This window comes from Pedococcus sp. P2_F6, assembly GCF_056403675.1.
The window spans coordinates 141595-156698 of sequence record NZ_JBFUEZ010000003.1 but is presented as its reverse complement, the minus strand read 5'-3'; the positions used below and the strand labels follow the sequence as shown (position 1 = coordinate 156698).

Genomic DNA, 15104 nt, shown 5'->3' with positions numbered 1-15104 from the left:
CGCACGAGTCGAAGGAGACTTCCATGCCCATCGCCACCCCCGAGGTGTATGCCGACATGCTGGACCGCGCGAAGGCCGGCTCCTTCGCGTACCCCGCGATCAACATCTCGTCCTCGCAGACGCTGAACGCGGCGATCCGCGGCTTTGCGGAGGCCGGCAGCGACGGCATCGTCCAGGTGTCGACAGGTGGCGCCGAGTACCTCTCCGGCCCGACCGTCAAGGACATGGTGACCGGATCCATCGCGCTCGCGGCCTACGCCCACGAGGTCGCCAAGAAGTACGACGTCAACATCGCGCTGCACACGGACCACTGCCCCAAGGACAAGCTCGACGGCTTCGTCCGCCCGCTGCTGGCGGCCTCCGCCGAGCGCGTGAATGCCGGTGGCACGCCGTGGTTCCAGTCGCACATGTGGGACGGCTCCGCCGTGCCGCTCGACGAGAACCTCGAGATCGCCCGCGAGCTGCTGGGCCTCGCCAAGGCGGCCCACATCATCCTCGAGATCGAGGTGGGCGTCGTCGGCGGCGAGGAGGACGGCGTCGAGGGCAAGATCGACGACAAGCTCTACTCGACCCCCGAGGACGCGCTCGCGACCGTCGAGGCGCTGGGCCTGGGCGAGCAGGGTCGCTACCTCACCGCGCTGACCTTCGGCAACGTCCACGGCGTCTACAAGCCGGGCAACGTCAAGCTCCGCCCCGAGATCCTCAAGGCAGCCCAGGACGCCGTCGTCTCGGCCAAGGGACTGGCTGCGGATGCCAAGCCGTTCGACCTCGTCTTCCACGGTGGGTCCGGCTCGACGCCTGAGGAGATCGCGGCTGCGGTGGACTACGGCGTCGTCAAGATGAACGTCGACACCGACACCCAGTACGCCTTCACGCGTCCCGTCGCCGGTTACATGCTCAGCAACTACTCGGGCGTCTTCAAGATCGACGGCGAGGTCGGCAACAAGAAGCAGTACGACCCGCGCGCCTGGGGCAAGGAGGCCGAGGCCGGCATGGCAGCCCGCGTCGTCGAGGCCTGCGAGAACCTGCGCTCGGCCGGCACCCACGCATGAGCGACAACCTCCTCGGCATCCCCGAGACCCGGCTGCCCGTCGACCCCGCTGCGGCCAAGCTCGAGGAGGGCGTCGCCGCGGACCAGGTGGCCGCGGCATACCCGACCTCGTCGCTGGCCTGGGCCACGCTGGCCGAGCACGCGCTGGCGGACGGTCGCACCGTCGAGGGCTACGCCTACGCACGCACCGGCTACCACCGCGCCCTGGACTCGCTGCGCAAGAACGGCTGGCGCGGTCAGGGTCCTGTGCCGTGGGAGCACGAGCCCAACCGCGGTTTCCTTCGCGCGCTGGCCGCCCTGTCCAGGGCCGCCGGAGCGATCGGCGAGACCGAGGAGGAGCTGCGGTGTGCGCAGTTCCTGCGCGACTCCTCCATGACGGGGGCGCGCGAGCTCGGTCTCTGAGGGGGTCGGGCCGTCCTCTCGCCGGCGCGAGGACGGCGGGCTCGCGCACCCACGAGAAGCAGTGACGCCGGGGGACCGGACCCGATTTCCCAGATCCCGTCCCCCGGCGTCGCCCCCTGCCGCGGACCGGGGCCCGCGGGTGGCAACTCGTCAATGTCGTCCCCTGCCGCCTGACGAGCAGCGCTCGGTCATTGTGCACATACGAGGGGCACCCGAGGTGGCACTATGCTGCCAAAGGACAGAGGATGTCACTACCGTGTGGGAGGCGTCTTGACCAGCGGCGATGCCTTGTCTCGCGACGTGGAACGGATGCTCACCGAACCCATGGAGCGCCTGTTCGGCGTCCTCGAACGTGGCGAGCGAGAGCTGGAGGCACGCCGGGCCGAGCTCGCCGAGGTCCGCTACGCCCTCTTCCAGCTCTCGGCGGGCGGCGCGGCCGCCCAGCACGCGCGGCACAGCGTCGTCGAACCGCTCGCCGCCGACATGGCGGCTCCGATGCTGCGCTACCTGCTGCAGAACACCACCGGCTTGTCCCGGGTCAGCACGATGAGCGTCGACGTGGGGGCCGGGGTCGTGCAGGAGAACTACCGGCTCAACCAGGACCTGCTGACGCAAGGCCGGTTCCGCCAGCGGACGATCTACCCGATGGACATCGTGGCCGGCGAGGACGGCCGCGCCTGGGTGCAGTCCTTCGCAGCGGCAGGCGAGGAGCAGCGGCTGTCACTGTCACCGCCGAGCGAGTTCTCCATCTTCGACCAGCACTCGCTCGTGGCCGTGTCCGAGTGGGGCAACCCCGACAGCGACTACGTCATGGTCCGTGACCCGATGCTCATCGCGGCCTTCACACAGCTGTTCGACCGCGCGTTCGACCTGGCCCTGCCGGTCGTGCCCCACGATGACCAGGACGACGAGGACCTGCGCCTCGTGAAGCTGCTGGGACTCGGTCTGAAGGACGAGTCGATCGCCCGCTACCTCGGGTGCAGCCTGCGGACCGTTCGCCGACGGGTGGCCTCGCTGATGGCTCGACACGGCGTGCAGACCAGGTTCCAGCTCGGGCAGGCGGCGGCCAGCGGTGAACTCGGCTCCCCTCGCGAGACCGTGGAACGGTAGCCTTTCCCGGTACGGGCCCCGTGCGAACACCACGGGGCCTGCTGCATGACCACGGTGACCGACTCCGTCACCGACGCAGACATGGAGAGGTGCGGTATGCCGGCAATCGTGCTCGTGGGCGCTCAGTGGGGCGACGAGGGCAAGGGCAAGGCCACCGACCTGATGGGCAGCGACGTCGACTACGTCGTGAAGTTCAACGGTGGCAACAACGCAGGCCACACCATCGTGATCGAGAAGGACGGCAAGCGAGAGAAGTACGCCCTCCACCTGCTCCCGTCGGGCATCCTCACCCCGACCTGCACCCCGATCATCGGCAACGGCGTCGTCGTGGACCTCGCGGTGCTCTTCGAGGAGATCGACGGCCTCGAAGCGCGAGGAGTCGACACCTCACGACTGCTGGTCAGCGCGAACGCGCACATCATCGCCCCCTACAACCGGGTGCTCGACAAGGTCACCGAGCGCTTCCTCGGGTCGCGCAAGATCGGCACGACCGGCCGCGGCATCGGCCCGACCTATGCCGACAAGATGGCGCGCAACGGCATCCGTGTGCAGGACCTGTTCGACGAGAAGATCCTGCGCCAGAAGGTCGAGGCGGCGCTGGCCCTCAAGAACCAGATCCTCGCCAAGATCTACAACCGCCGTGCGGTCGAGGTCGACGAGGTGATGGAGGAGCTCCTCGGGTATGCCGAGCGGTTGCGTCCCATGGTCGCCGACACCTCCCTGGTGCTCGAGCAGGCACTCAACGAGGGCAAGACCGTGCTGCTGGAGGCCGGGCAGGCGACCCTGCTCGACGTCGACCACGGGACCTACCCCTTCGTCACGTCGTCCAGCGCGACGGCTGGTGGCGCCTGCACCGGCTCCGGCATCCCGCCGACTCGGGTCAACACCGTGATCGCGATCCTCAAGGCCTACTCGACGCGAGTGGGTGAGGGCCCCTTCCCGACCGAGCTGTTCGACGCCAACGGCGAGTTCCTGCGCAAGACCGGCGCCGAGTTCGGCACGACCACCGGCCGCCCGCGCCGCTGCGGATGGGTGGACACCGTGGTCGGTCGCTACGCCACGCGGATCAACGGGGTCACCGACTTCGTCATCACCAAGCTGGACGTGCTGACGGGTCTGGACACCATCCCGGTGTGCGTGGCCTACGACGTCGACGGGGTCAGGCACGACGACATGCCGGTCAACCAGACCGACTTCCACCACGCCAAGCCGATCTACGAGGACCTCCCCGGCTGGTGGGAGGACCTGACAAAGTGCCGGACGTTCGAGGACCTGCCGGCGAACGCCCAGGCCTACGTCCTGCGGCTCGAGGAGCTCATCGGCGCTCGGGTCTCCGCCATCGGCGTGGGCCCGGGTCGCGACGAGATCATCAGTCGCCACTCCCTGCTCGGCGCCTGAGCTCACTGGTTCGTCCCGCCAAACCCTCCGGGCACGTTGTGCGGGACCCGCGCCGAGGTCAGGTGTGGGTCAGGCGGGGCGCAACACCGTCATCCGGTGCGCGGCGCGGGTGAGGGCGACGTAGAGGACGCGCACTCCCCCCGGGGACTCGGCCGCGATCTCCTCGGGGTCGACGATGACCGTCGCGTCGTACTCCAGACCCTTGGTCGACATGGGGTCGATGACGCCGACCCGGTCGCTGAGGGCGCCCAGCCCGGCCAGCGACGCGGCATACCTGGTCGGGGTGATGACCGCGATCGAGCCCTCCACCTCGTCGAGCAGCGCCTCGACCGCGGAGGTCGCGGCGGCCTCCCAGCCGCCGTCGGCGACGGTGGTGTCGACTGGGTCGACGCCGGTCTCACGGACAGCGCGGGGGATGTCGGCATCCGGCACGTGGGCCTGGACCACCTTCGCCGCGTAGTCGAAGATCTCGCGGGCGTTGCGGTAGTTGGTGTCCATGTGGAAGAGGCGACGCTCCTGTGACCCGAAGGCTTCCTCGCGGGCACGGCCTGCCTCCACGGCGTCGGGCCACGACGCCTGCGCAGCGTCGCCGACGACGGTCCACGACGAGTAGCGGCCGCGGCGACCGAGCATCCGCCACTGCATCGGGGACAGGTCCTGAGCCTCGTCGACGAGGACGTGGGCGTACTCGCCGGGGCCCTCGATGCGGCCCTGGAGGAGCAGCTCACGCGGGTCGGTCGGGGAGGTGCGTGACGACTTGGTGCCGACGGCGCGGGAGTCCAGACCTGCCCGCACCTCGGCGACACCGAACTGCGAGACGTCCTCGAACTCCTCGATCTCGTAGAACCCGCGCTCCTCGGCCGGGCCGTCCTGGACAGGACCCAGCCGGGCGGAGAGGTCGTCGACGAGGGCGGCGTCGGCGGCCGACCAGGTGCCGACCTCCAGCGCGTGGCGCATCGAGGCGGCGAACAGGTCGCACTCGTGCGGCGACAGGACACCGGCACCGTGCTGGCGGGCGCGCTCGGGATCGGCGAGCCACAGCAGCACGTCACGGGGGTCCACCTGCGGCCACCAGGCGGCGAGGAACGCGTCCACCTCCAGGTGGTCCTCGAACCGGTCCATGAACTCGGCCCGGTCGCCCTCGCGGACGCTCGCCCAGGCAGCCTCGGCGAGCGCGCTCTGGACCGCCTTGGCCGACAGGTTGCGCTGGTGGTTGCGCAGCACCTGCGCCCGGATCCGGTCGAGCGCGGGTGCGTCGACCCGGACCGCCTTGCCGTTGACGAAGGCGCGGAACGCCTGCGGCGCGTCCGGGGGTGCGTCCGACGAGGCGCGCGCCAGCAGCCGCCGGATGCGCAGGGAACCCTTGATGGCGGCCACCTCTGGCGTGTCCAGCCGGGTCGCCGTGATGCCGTCGACGACGTCGCCGAGCGAACGCAGCGTCACCGACTCCTCACCGAGCGAGGGCAGCACGCGCTCGATGTATGCCGTGTAGGCGGACGAGGGGCCCACCACCAGGATGCCGCCCGCCTCGAACCGGCGGCGGTCGGAGTAGAGCAGGTAGGCGGCGCGGTGCAGGGCGACGACCGTCTTGCCGGTGCCCGGGCCGCCGGTGATCTCGGTGATGCCGCGCGCCGAGGCCCTGATCGCCTCGTCCTGGTGGCGCTGGATCGTGGCCACGATGTCGCGCATCTGGGCACCACGGCTGCGGGTGAGGGCTGCGAGGAGCGCGCCGTCGCCGACGACCACGAGGTCGTCGGGGGCATCGGTCACCATGAGGTCGTCCTCGACGCCGACCACGTCCGGGCCCTTGCACCGCAGGACCCGACGGCGCAGGACATCCATGGGTTCGACGGGAGTGGCCCGGTAGAAGGCGGCTGCTGCGGGCGCGCGCCAGTCGATCACGAGGGGCTCGTAGTCGTCGTCGCGGACTCCGAGCCGGCCGATGTAGCGGATCTCGCGGTCCGGCTCCTTGGCCTCGTGGGCCAGGGCGTGGTCGAGGTCGAGCCGCCCGAAGACGAGGCCTTCGTACTGGGTGTCGAGCGTGGACCGGCGACGGGCGGCATTGAAGACCAAGGCATCCCGCTCGAACAGCCCGGTCAGCTCCTCGTCGCGGACGTCGCCGGTGCGGTCGGTCCGGCCGCGGGCCAAGCCATCGGCCTCGACCAGGCCGGCCCGGGCCTGGGCCTTGAGGAGCTCGGCATAGACGAGGTCGACATGGGCCTGCTCGATGGCGATCTCACGGGCGACCTCGGCGCTGGACGCCTTCGCGCTCGAGTGGTCCGATCCCGTCACGGTGCAACGCTTTCTGGTTGTGCGGCTTGGTGTGGTGCGACGTGCTTCCTCCCGGGGGAGAACGCACGAGTCTAGCGAGCACGAGGAGCCCCGCCGTGCACCAGTTCACAGGGTGGCGAGGGCTAGATCATCCCGCGGCGGGCGGCCTGGACGCCGGCCTGGAACCGGGTGCCGGCGCCGAGCTGGTCCATCAGCGCCCGGACTCGGCGCTCGACGGTGCGCTGGGACACCCCGGCCTGACGCGCGATCGTCGCGTCGGGAGCCCCGGCCGCGAGGAGGGCAAGGATCATCTGGTCGCGCCGTTCGTTGGCCATCCCGCCGAGGCCGAGTGGCGAGCCGAGGTCCCAGAGGTGGTCGGACAAGGCGATCAGGGCCAGCACCATCGACCGGGCGCGGATGAGGGCCGACCCGAAGCCCGAGGGGTCGAAGGCACTCACGTCGACGATCGCCGCGGCCTCGTCGACGATCACGGCGGAGAACGGCACCGAGGACGTCAGGCGGAACCGTTCGCCACCGCGCTCGCGGGCCTCGAGGATCTCCAGCGCCCCGTCGATCTCCAGGACCTCCGTGTCGTAGACCGTCGTGTAGTCGAGCTGGTTGCCGCTCACGCCCCGTGTCGGCTCCTCGTGGCTGTGCAGCGGGCTGGCGAAGATCGCCCGCGTGCGCGGTGACAGCGACCGGAAGCTGCGGATCTGCCGGGTGCCGGCGGCCACGGCTTCCGCGGTGACCGCCGCGATCTCGTCCATGGAGTTCAGGATCCGCACTGTGCCCACGTCGGGTGTGCGGGACGCCGACCTCGCCTGGAAGAACACCTGCGCGAGCTCGTGTGCGGCAGAACGGGTTTCGCGCGCCCGACGCTCGTAGTCGAGGGCAAGGGCAGGCAGGGAGATGTCCGGCGGGATGACCTCGATCCGGTCGCCCGGGTGGACGCGGATCAGCCCGCGGCTCGCCAGGACCTCGAGCGAGTGGTCGATCAACGGAGCCTTCATGCCCTGGGCGACCAGCAGCGCCTTGGTCGGGTCCGGATGCTGCAGTGCGGCCAGGAAGACCCGGGTGATCACGCCTTCGGCCTCGTCGTCGTCGGCGGCGAGCTCCAGGCTGCTCGCCAGCGCGCGCTCGTCGATCGCCGGGTCCTTCGGCCGGTTGGTCGCCTGGCCCCTCCCGTCCACGGTCCCCGCTGACTGGCTCTCGACGACCATGGGGCACATGCTCGTCTCCTGGCGAGATTCCGTCAATGACGCAAGTCCGCCACCTCTGGGCTTTACCTCCGGGCCGACCATGGTCCACTCTGGAGTCAGTCGACAGCGTCGACCCACGTGCATGGTTGCAGGTTCCCCCGCCAGGCGACCGCACGTCGGCTGCGCGGCGTCCCCGGGAGATGTCCCCCCTGCCTCCCCGGGACGCCGCGCACTCATCTCCGGCGGACCGCTGACGACGACTTTCGCGGCGACTCTCTACGCTGGGGGCCGTGAAGGTACTCGTCATCGGCTCCGGTGCTCGCGAGCACGCCCTCGTCAAGTCCCTGGGCGCCGACCCGGAGGTGGAAGCGGTGATCGTCGCCCCCGGAAACCCGGGGATGGACGCGATCGCCCTGTGTGAGGCCCTCCCGGGCGGCGTGCTGGACGGGCCGGGCATCGCGGCGCTCGCCCGCAGGCACGGCGTCGACCTCGTGGTGATCGGCCCGGAAGCGCCCCTGGTGGCCGGGGTCGCCGATGCGGTGCGCGACGAGGGTTTCGCAGTGTTCGGACCCTCCGCTGAGGCCGCACGCCTAGAGGGCAGCAAGTCCTTCGCCAAGGAGGTCATGGCGGCAGCGGACGTGCCCACGGCCCTGGCCCGGGTCTGCGGCACCCTCGACGAGGTCGCCGACGCCCTCGACGCACTGGGCGCACCGCACGTGGTCAAGGACGACGGGCTGGCCGCCGGCAAGGGCGTCGTCGTCACCGACGACCGCGACCAGGCGTTGGCCCATGCGCAGCTCTGCCTGGCCAAGGAGGGCGGCACCGTGGTCATCGAGGAGTTCCTCGACGGTCCCGAGGTCTCGTTGTTCTGCCTCTGCGACGGCAGCACCGTCGTCCCACTGGCCCCCGCCCAGGACTTCAAGCGGGTCGGTGACGACGACCAGGGCCCCAACACAGGTGGGATGGGCGCCTACTCGCCGCTCGACTGGGCGCCGGCCACGATGGTCGACGAGCTGGTCAGCCGCGTCGCCCAGCCGACCGTCGACGAGATGGCTCGCCGGGGCACTCCCTTCGTGGGGGTCCTCTACATCGGGGTGGCGATCACCTCCCGTGGCCCACGGGTCATCGAGTTCAACGCCAGGTTCGGTGACCCCGAGACCCAGGTCGTGCTGGCTCGGCTGCAGACCCCGTTGGGTGGACTGCTGAAGGCTGCGGCCACCGGTCAGCTCGACGACATCGCCCCGCTCACGTGGTCGCGGCAGCATGCCGTCACGGTCGTCGTCGCCTCCCAGAACTACCCGGACACCCCGCGGACCGGCGACCCCGTGAGCGGCGTCGAGGACGCGGCTGACGTGCCCGCGGCATACGTGCTCCATGCGGGCACGGCCCGCGACGAGGACGGGGTGCTCGTGTCAGCGGGGGGACGGGTGCTGTCCGTGGTCGCCCTGGGCGAGAGCCTCACCCAGGCGCGCGAACGCGTCTACGAAGCCGTGGACCACATCGAGCTCGAGGGTTCGCACCACCGCACCGACATCGCGCTCGCGGCCCAGCGCAACGAGCTGCACGTCGGCTGAACCTCACGCATCACCCGGCCCGGCGCGCCGCCACGAAGCCGACGACGCCGACCATCGCGCAGCTCACCATCGTCGACGCGAAGAGCCAGCCGGGCAGGTGGGGCGCCTGCCACGCGATGAGGGCGCCGGCGACGGCAAGTCCGACCGCCTGGGCCACGGATGCGGTGAGGCTCGACGCCGCCGTGATCCGGCCCTGGTCCTGCATCGGGGCGAAGCGCAGCAGCTGCGTGGACAGCGTCGGTGAGACCACGCCCATGCCCAGCCCGGCCACCCCCCAGAGCGCCAGGCCTGCGACGACGGGCAGCGCGTCGAGGCTCGTGAGGGCCGGGCCCAGGACACCGACGGCGATGAGCCCGAAACCGATCTGGAGGCGTCTGACCGGGCTGACCGCACGCTGGACCGCGCCGAGCCCGTGGACCTGCGAGCCCGCAGCCCAGCACAGCCCGGTCACGGTGAGGCTGACGCCCGCCGCCGCGGGGCCGAGGCCGTGGATCGTCGTGAGCATGAGGGGCAGGAGGCTGCCGGCCGTGCCGAACGCGGCCGCCACGAGCCCGCGGAGGGCGACGAGCGCCGGTATGCCGTGGGCGAACCTGAGCGTCCCGGCCGGCAGGACGGCGCGCACGGCCGGGGCAGCGGAGGCGACCCCGATGAGGACGAGGCCGGCTCCGAGCAGCTCGACGGGTCCGGATCTGCCGAGCAGCGACCCGCCTGCGGTGAGGGCTGCCAGACCTGCCGCCGCCAACGCCGCGGCCCGGACGGCGCGGTGTTCGCGAGCGGTCCAGGCGGTGGGGTGCTCGTGGGGGGTGGCGGCCGTCATGGACGGTCGTAGGAGGAACCACGCCGGCGGGAGGAGCGCCACCCCCACGGCAAAGACCGCGCGCCACGACACGGCCTCCGTCAGCAGTCCGGCGACCGGTGGACCCAGCAGCGAAGGCAGCACCCAGGCTGCGGCGAACGCCGCGAAGACCTTGGCACGCAGCTCCTCCGGCAGCGCTCGCGCCATCAGGACCGTCAGCGAGACGTCCATCAGCGCCTCGGCGATCCCGGAACCGAACCGGCCCGCAGCGAAGACCACCATTCCCGGCGCGAGCGCCATCGCCACCTGCGACGCGGCGAACACCACCATGCCTGCCTGCAGCGGCCGCACCGGCCCACGGTGGTCGGCCCACGCGCCGGCCACCACCGTGGCGACGACGAACGACACCAGGGGTGCCGCACTCGCCGCGCCGAACAGCCACAGCCCGTCGAGCTCGCGAGCGACCGTGGGCAGCACGGTCATCGTGGCGCGGTTCTCGAAGGCGCCCAGCGTCACCAGCGCCACCGCCCCGATGGCGAACGGGAGGTGTGCGCGGTCCCGCAGCGTGGCGGTCCTGGTGGCGGCGTCGTGGGTCGCAGTGGGCATGGCGAAGAGTCTGGAAGTTGAAGTGGACTTCAAGTCAAGCGAGGAATCCGGCACGTCTTGCGCTGCCGTTGTCACGTGACGTCGAACTGGGGTCCACGTGCCGACCTGACGGCAGCACGTCGGGGCTACGGCTGGGAGGATGTCGGCCATGACGTCCTCCCAGCCCGACTCGACGCCCGCGCCCCTCGCCCTCCCCGGCTACGCCCACGTCTACTCCGGCAAGGTCCGCGACCTCTACGCCCCGCTGGACGACTCGGGCGAGCCGCGTGACGACCAGCTCCTGCTCGTGGCGAGCGACCGGCTCTCGGCGTTCGACTTCATCCTCGACACCCCCATCCCCGACAAGGGCGCGGTGCTGACCCAGCTGTCCCTGTGGTGGTTCGAGCAGCTCGCCGACGTGGTGCCCAACCACGTCGTCTCGACCGACGTCCCGGCCGAGGTGGCCGGTCGCGCGGTCCTGGTCAGGCGGCTGAACATGCTCCCGGTCGAGTGCGTCGCCCGCGCCTACCTCACCGGCGGTGGCCTGCGCGAGTACGTCACCGACGGCCACGTGAGCGGCGTGGCGCTCCCGGACGGTCTGGTCGACGGGTCACGGCTCCCCGAACCGGTGTTCACCCCGTCCACCAAGGCGCCCGTCGGCGAGCACGACCAACCCATGCCGTATGCCGCCGTGGAACGCGAGCTGGGCGCCGATCTGGCCGCACGCGCCAAGGACCTCACCGTGGCGATCCTCAAGCGGGGCAACGAGATCGCGGCCGATCGCGGCATCCTCATCGCCGACACCAAGGTCGAGTTCGGCCTCGAGGATGACGCCCTGGTGCTGGCCGACGAGGTGCTGACGCCGGACTCCTCGAGGTTCTGGCCGGCCGACCAGTGGGAGCCCGGCCACACGCAGCCGTCGTTCGACAAGGAGTTCGTCCGCGAGTGGCTGATCTCCCCGGCCAGCGGCTGGGACAAGGCCTCCGGCGAGGCCCCGCCCCGGCTGCCCGACGACGTCGTGGAGCGCACGCGTGCCAAGTACGTCGAGGCCTACGAACGCCTCACTGGACGCACCTTCACGGCTGGCTGAGCGGCCTACCGGCCGCCCTCAGGCCAGCGCCGCGTCCTCAGGAGCCTTCCTGCACCGCGTAGATCTCGTCGGCCACCAGGCCGTGCGCTTCGCGGTGGACGGTGTTGGCAGCCTCGGCGTCGGGCGCGTCGACGAGGCAGAAGATCTTGCCCTGCGACTCGTCGACCCAGTAGCGCAGGTACTGCACGTCGTGGCTCGACTGCTCCTGCAGGTCGGCCATGTGGGCCTGGGCGACGTCGCCGATGGCCACCCCGCCGTCGATCGTGTGCACGTCCATGAACAGTGGCATCGTTCTCGCCTTTCGTCCGGGACCCCGGTGGTCCCTCTCCCCGAAAGGTAGGAGTCGGCGGGGCCGCTCCTCATCGGTGACCGGTGCCTAGATTGCGGGGGCGACGGTGCCCATTTCCGTCGTGGGTGATGCGGCAGTGCCGGCCCCGTTCGCACGTGCCCTGGCCACGGCCTCGGTGCGCGACGCCGCGCCGAGCTTGGCGAGGACGGACGCCACGTGGTGGTCGACCGTGCGTTCGGAGATGAACAGGCGGGCGCTCACCTCGCGGTTCGAGAGCCCCTCACCGACGAGGGCGAGCACCTGCTGCTCGCGACCCGTGAGCCCGTGCGGGTGAGCCGTCGCCGCGGCCCGCGGCCCTCGGGGTATGCCGCGCGCCCCGGCCTCCTTCAGCCGTCGCCGTGCCAGGGTGGCGCCCGGCGTCGACCCGATCGAGGTGAACAGGTCGAGCCCCCGGCGCAGGTCGTCCTCGTCATCGGAGGCCATCAGCGCTGCCGCCGCCTCGTAGGGGCACCCGAGCTCCTGCCAGGTTGCGGCCGCGCGTCGGGGGTCTCCCGCGAACTCGGCCGCATAGGGGTCGGGCGCGTCGGCGGGCGCTGCCTCGAGCAACCCGGTGCGCCCCAGCCAGAGGGCGAGCTCTGCCCGGGGCCAGGGCCCCTCGTGCTCGCTTCCCTTCCACACGTCGAGCACCCAGGCCTCGTCGCCGACCGGGCCTCCGGACAGCCACGCTTGCTGGAGCACGGCGACGGCGGCGAAGGCCCGCCAGTAGGGCTCGCCGTTCGCGTCGGCCAGCTCTCTGCACTCGGCGAGTCGGGTCGTGGCCCGGGGGTCACCGAGCCGGGCGAGGGCGGGCCCCATGCCGATCAGGACGTGCAACCGGTTCACCGGGGAGATCTGCTCGGCCAGCATGCTCGTGCACAGGGCGACGGCCTCCGTCAGGCGGCCCATCCGCACCAGGGCCGTGACCCTCGACCCGAGCAGGCACCACCAGAACGTCGGCATCTCGCAGTCCTGGTTGTAGGCCGCCCCCTCCTCGTAGACCCACTCGTACTCGGCGACACGGAGGTGGTCGACGGCCGCCTGGTAGAGGTTGGCGTAACCCCGGGCCGCGTCCCGCTGGAAGCCACCGTCACGGGCGAGGACCAGCGCCTTCTCCATCTGGCCCCACCCGTCGAGGCCGTGGTTGATCCGGTCCCACCCGAGGTTCTGGAGGGTCGAGGCATACATCTCGTCCGACCCGAGCTCCTGTGCCATGGCAAGGCACTGCTCGGCCATGGCCATCCCTTCGTCGGCGCGACCCGTGTCCGACAGCAGGCCGGCCTTGTAGCCGTAGGCCATCACCTTCTCCGTCGACAGTGGGGCGTCGCGCATCATCGAGAAGATCTGCTCGACGAGCTCGGCATGGCCGTTGCCGTCGCAGAGCCGCCACCGCGTGATGGCGAGGGCGCGCAGGTTGCGGCACAGCTGCTCCAGGTCGCCGCTGGCGCGGGCGAACGCGACGGCCAGCTCGCGTGGCGGCAGCGACTCCTCCCACCGGTCCATGAGCGAGAGGGCGTGAGCCAGGCCTTCGTGCAGCTCCGCACGTTCGGTGTCAGTGGCCGACCCGGCATACCGAAGGGCCCGAGTGAACTGCGCGACAGCCTCGGTGGTGGACGACAGGGCGGCTGCCTCCCGAGCAGCCGCGGTCGACTCGGCGAAGGCCTCGTCGACCAGGCCGGCGGCATCCGCGTGGTGGGCGAGGCGCGCGTGGTCAGGGTCCCGGTTCTTCGTGGGGTCCGCAAACCATCGGTATGCCGCGGCGTGCAGCTGGGTGGCGCGGTAGGCGGGGACGTTGGTCTCGACGGCGAGCCGAGCCAGCTCGTGCCTGAAGGCGAACAACCGAACGGGGTCGCCCGGCCCGCCCGCCGGTACCAGTCCACCGGAGGCCAGGCACTCGTCGAGGTGGGCGGGCTCGCGTCCGGACACTCCGGCGATGGTCGCGGCCGAGGCCGGCTGCCCGATGATGGCGGCCGCCCACACGAGCTGCCGCGCGTCGTCGGTGAGCTGTGCCGTGCGGGCAGCGACCACGTCGCTCACGGAGGACGGGACGTGGTCGCTGGGGTTGCTGAGGAGCTCCTCGACGTAGAACGGGTTGCCACTGCTCAGCCGGTAGATGGCAGCCGCGTCCGCACGGCCCTGCGACCGCGCGAGCTCGGCAACCGCTGCGGGTGTCAGCGGCGGGAGGGTCATCCGCCTTGTCGGCCGCTGCGTGGCCAGGGATGCCAGCGCACTGCGCAGCGGACTGTCGGCGCCGACCTCCTCGTCGCGATAGGTCAGCAGCACCATCGTCGGCATGCTCGTGAGCCGTCGCGCCAGGTAGGTCAGCCAGTCGAGGGTCGCTTCGTCGGCCCAGTGCACGTCCTCGACAACCACCGCGGTCGGTCGGCCTGCCGCTCCGAGCCGCTCCAGCGACGTGGCGAAGAGGGTGTTCCGGTCGGCTCCCGTGCGGAACTGGTCGAGCAGGCCGTCGCCGTCCGCCGTCGCGATCTCGAACAAGGGGCCCAGCGGACGAGGGGTGAAACCACCGTCGCACGCCCCACGCAGCCATCTCAGGTCGGGCCGCTGCGCCGCGAAGGTGTCGAGCAGCGCGGTCTTGCCGATGCCGGCCTCGCCGGCGACCAGGACGAGGCGGCCGTGCCCGCGAGCCGCCTCATCGGCATACTCGCCCAAGGTCTCCAGGAAAGTGGCTCGTTCGAGCAGCTCCACGCCTCGAAGTGTGTCGGAGAAGCCGTCGGGACGACATCCTCCATTGTGCGGAGTTCAGCCCGCGGGCGTGAGCACGGCCACGGGGATGGTCCGCCCCGCCTTCCGGGCGTACTTCGCGACTCCTGGGAGCCTGGCCAGGATGACGTCGTTCCAGGCCTGGTCGCGCTCTTCGCCGTGCAGCTCGCGAGCCGATGCGCGCATGCGTTCGGCAAGCACCTGCAGGTCCGTCTCGCCCGCCACCCGCAGGTTCCTGAACCAGTCGGGGTCCCTTGGGCTGCCGGAAGCGCTGCCCCACACCAAGTAGCCCTCGGGCCTCGGAATCGCCCTCACGCAGGTCGAATGCGGCTCTCCGGTGCGGCGGCCCGGCGTGGTCAGCATGACCACCGGGGCATCCTTGGTCCCGCCCATGGCGCGACCGTTCAGCCGGCGGTACATCCACGCGCCGATGAGGGTCGACCAACGGGCCATCGACATGATCCGAGTGTCCCGCTCGCCCGGGCGCGTGAAAAGGGTCCCGGGCGGACCGCCGACCTGTCGTCCGGGAGGTGACCGTGCGGCATACCCACTGCCGTGGCGCGGATAGACTGCGGTCGCTTC

Annotated in this window: 12 protein-coding genes; 6 read left to right on the top strand and 6 right to left on the bottom strand. The window is 71.2% G+C overall.

Annotated elements, in window-relative coordinates; genetic code table 11:
• The first annotated feature begins 23 nt into the window (after positions 1-23).
• The 4 genes from fbaA (at position 24) to AC1DWP_RS08680 (ending at position 3961) form a co-directional block, all read left to right on the top strand.
• Positions 24-1052, top strand: a complete 1029-nt coding sequence (gene fbaA / locus AC1DWP_RS08695; RefSeq protein ID WP_477614065.1) for a class II fructose-bisphosphate aldolase — start codon at positions 24-26, stop codon at positions 1050-1052.
• Entirely contained in the window at positions 1049-1453 is a 405-nt protein-coding gene (locus tag AC1DWP_RS08690) for a DUF3151 domain-containing protein (RefSeq protein WP_477614064.1), read from the top strand. Before fbaA ends, AC1DWP_RS08690 begins: the two co-directional genes overlap by 4 nt.
• A gap of 258 nt (positions 1454-1711) precedes the next feature.
• The gene (locus AC1DWP_RS08685; RefSeq protein WP_477614063.1) at positions 1712-2563 is read left to right on the top strand and encodes a hypothetical protein; all 852 of its coding nucleotides are present in this window, start codon (positions 1712-1714) and stop codon (positions 2561-2563) included.
• Positions 2564-2659: 96 nt separating this feature from the next.
• Positions 2660-3961 (top strand): adenylosuccinate synthase, encoded by a 1302-nt coding sequence (locus AC1DWP_RS08680; protein ID WP_477614607.1) that lies wholly within the window; start codon positions 2660-2662, stop codon positions 3959-3961.
• Positions 3962-4030: 69 nt separating this feature from the next.
• Here the strand turns inward: AC1DWP_RS08680 and AC1DWP_RS08675 are convergent, their stop codons facing one another.
• Positions 4031-6253 carry a HelD family protein gene (locus AC1DWP_RS08675; protein ID WP_477614062.1) on the bottom strand — a complete coding sequence of 741 codons (2223 nt, stop codon included), beginning with the start codon at positions 6251-6253 and terminating at the stop codon, positions 4031-4033.
• 122 nt (positions 6254-6375) lie between these two features.
• The gene (locus AC1DWP_RS08670) at positions 6376-7461 is read right to left on the bottom strand and encodes a helix-turn-helix transcriptional regulator (protein ID WP_477614061.1); all 1086 of its coding nucleotides are present in this window, start codon (positions 7459-7461) and stop codon (positions 6376-6378) included.
• Between the two features lie 260 nt (positions 7462-7721).
• On the opposite strand from AC1DWP_RS08670, the gene purD reads away from it, so the two are divergent.
• The gene (gene purD, locus AC1DWP_RS08665) at positions 7722-9005 is read left to right on the top strand and encodes a phosphoribosylamine--glycine ligase (RefSeq protein ID WP_477614060.1); all 1284 of its coding nucleotides are present in this window, start codon (positions 7722-7724) and stop codon (positions 9003-9005) included.
• A 10-nt stretch (positions 9006-9015) separates the two neighbouring features.
• Here purD and AC1DWP_RS08660 read toward each other — a convergent pair whose 3' ends face one another.
• Positions 9016-10407 carry an MFS transporter gene (locus AC1DWP_RS08660; protein WP_477614059.1) on the bottom strand — a complete coding sequence of 464 codons (1392 nt, stop codon included), beginning with the start codon at positions 10405-10407 and terminating at the stop codon, positions 9016-9018.
• Positions 10408-10555: 148 nt separating this feature from the next.
• On the opposite strand from AC1DWP_RS08660, the gene AC1DWP_RS08655 reads away from it, so the two are divergent.
• Positions 10556-11476, top strand: coding sequence for a phosphoribosylaminoimidazolesuccinocarboxamide synthase (locus tag AC1DWP_RS08655; RefSeq protein WP_477614058.1), 921 nt, complete (start codon positions 10556-10558; stop codon positions 11474-11476).
• Between the two features lie 37 nt (positions 11477-11513).
• On the opposite strand, the gene AC1DWP_RS08650 is transcribed toward AC1DWP_RS08655, so the two are convergent.
• The 3 genes from AC1DWP_RS08650 to AC1DWP_RS08640 all read right to left on the bottom strand — a co-directional run bounded on the left by AC1DWP_RS08650 (position 11514) and on the right by AC1DWP_RS08640 (position 14981).
• Entirely contained in the window at positions 11514-11765 is a 252-nt protein-coding gene (locus AC1DWP_RS08650) for a DUF4242 domain-containing protein (protein WP_477614057.1), read from the bottom strand.
• 87 nt (positions 11766-11852) lie between these two features.
• Complete coding sequence (locus tag AC1DWP_RS08645; protein WP_477614056.1) at positions 11853-14507, bottom strand: ATP-binding protein; 2655 nt, start codon at positions 14505-14507, stop codon at positions 11853-11855.
• A gap of 54 nt (positions 14508-14561) precedes the next feature.
• Positions 14562-14981, bottom strand: a complete 420-nt coding sequence (locus AC1DWP_RS08640) for a nitroreductase/quinone reductase family protein (RefSeq protein WP_477614055.1) — start codon at positions 14979-14981, stop codon at positions 14562-14564.
• Positions 14982-15104: the final 123 nt, after the last annotated feature.

Coding starts and splice junctions, on each gene's coding strand:
- AC1DWP_RS08655 (WP_477614058.1), top strand. CDS start 10,556: ATGACGTCCTCCCAGCCCGACTCGACGCCCGCGCCCCTCGCCCTCCCC.
- AC1DWP_RS08670 (WP_477614061.1), bottom strand. CDS start 7,461: ATGTGCCCCATGGTCGTCGAGAGCCAGTCAGCGGGGACCGTGGACGGG.
- fbaA (WP_477614065.1), top strand. CDS start 24: ATGCCCATCGCCACCCCCGAGGTGTATGCCGACATGCTGGACCGCGCG.
- AC1DWP_RS08650 (WP_477614057.1), bottom strand. CDS start 11,765: ATGCCACTGTTCATGGACGTGCACACGATCGACGGCGGGGTGGCCATC.
- AC1DWP_RS08690 (WP_477614064.1), top strand. CDS start 1,049: ATGAGCGACAACCTCCTCGGCATCCCCGAGACCCGGCTGCCCGTCGAC.
- AC1DWP_RS08640 (WP_477614055.1), bottom strand. CDS start 14,981: ATGTCGATGGCCCGTTGGTCGACCCTCATCGGCGCGTGGATGTACCGC.
- AC1DWP_RS08660 (WP_477614059.1), bottom strand. CDS start 10,407: ATGCCCACTGCGACCCACGACGCCGCCACCAGGACCGCCACGCTGCGG.
- AC1DWP_RS08680 (WP_477614607.1), top strand. CDS start 2,660: ATGCCGGCAATCGTGCTCGTGGGCGCTCAGTGGGGCGACGAGGGCAAG.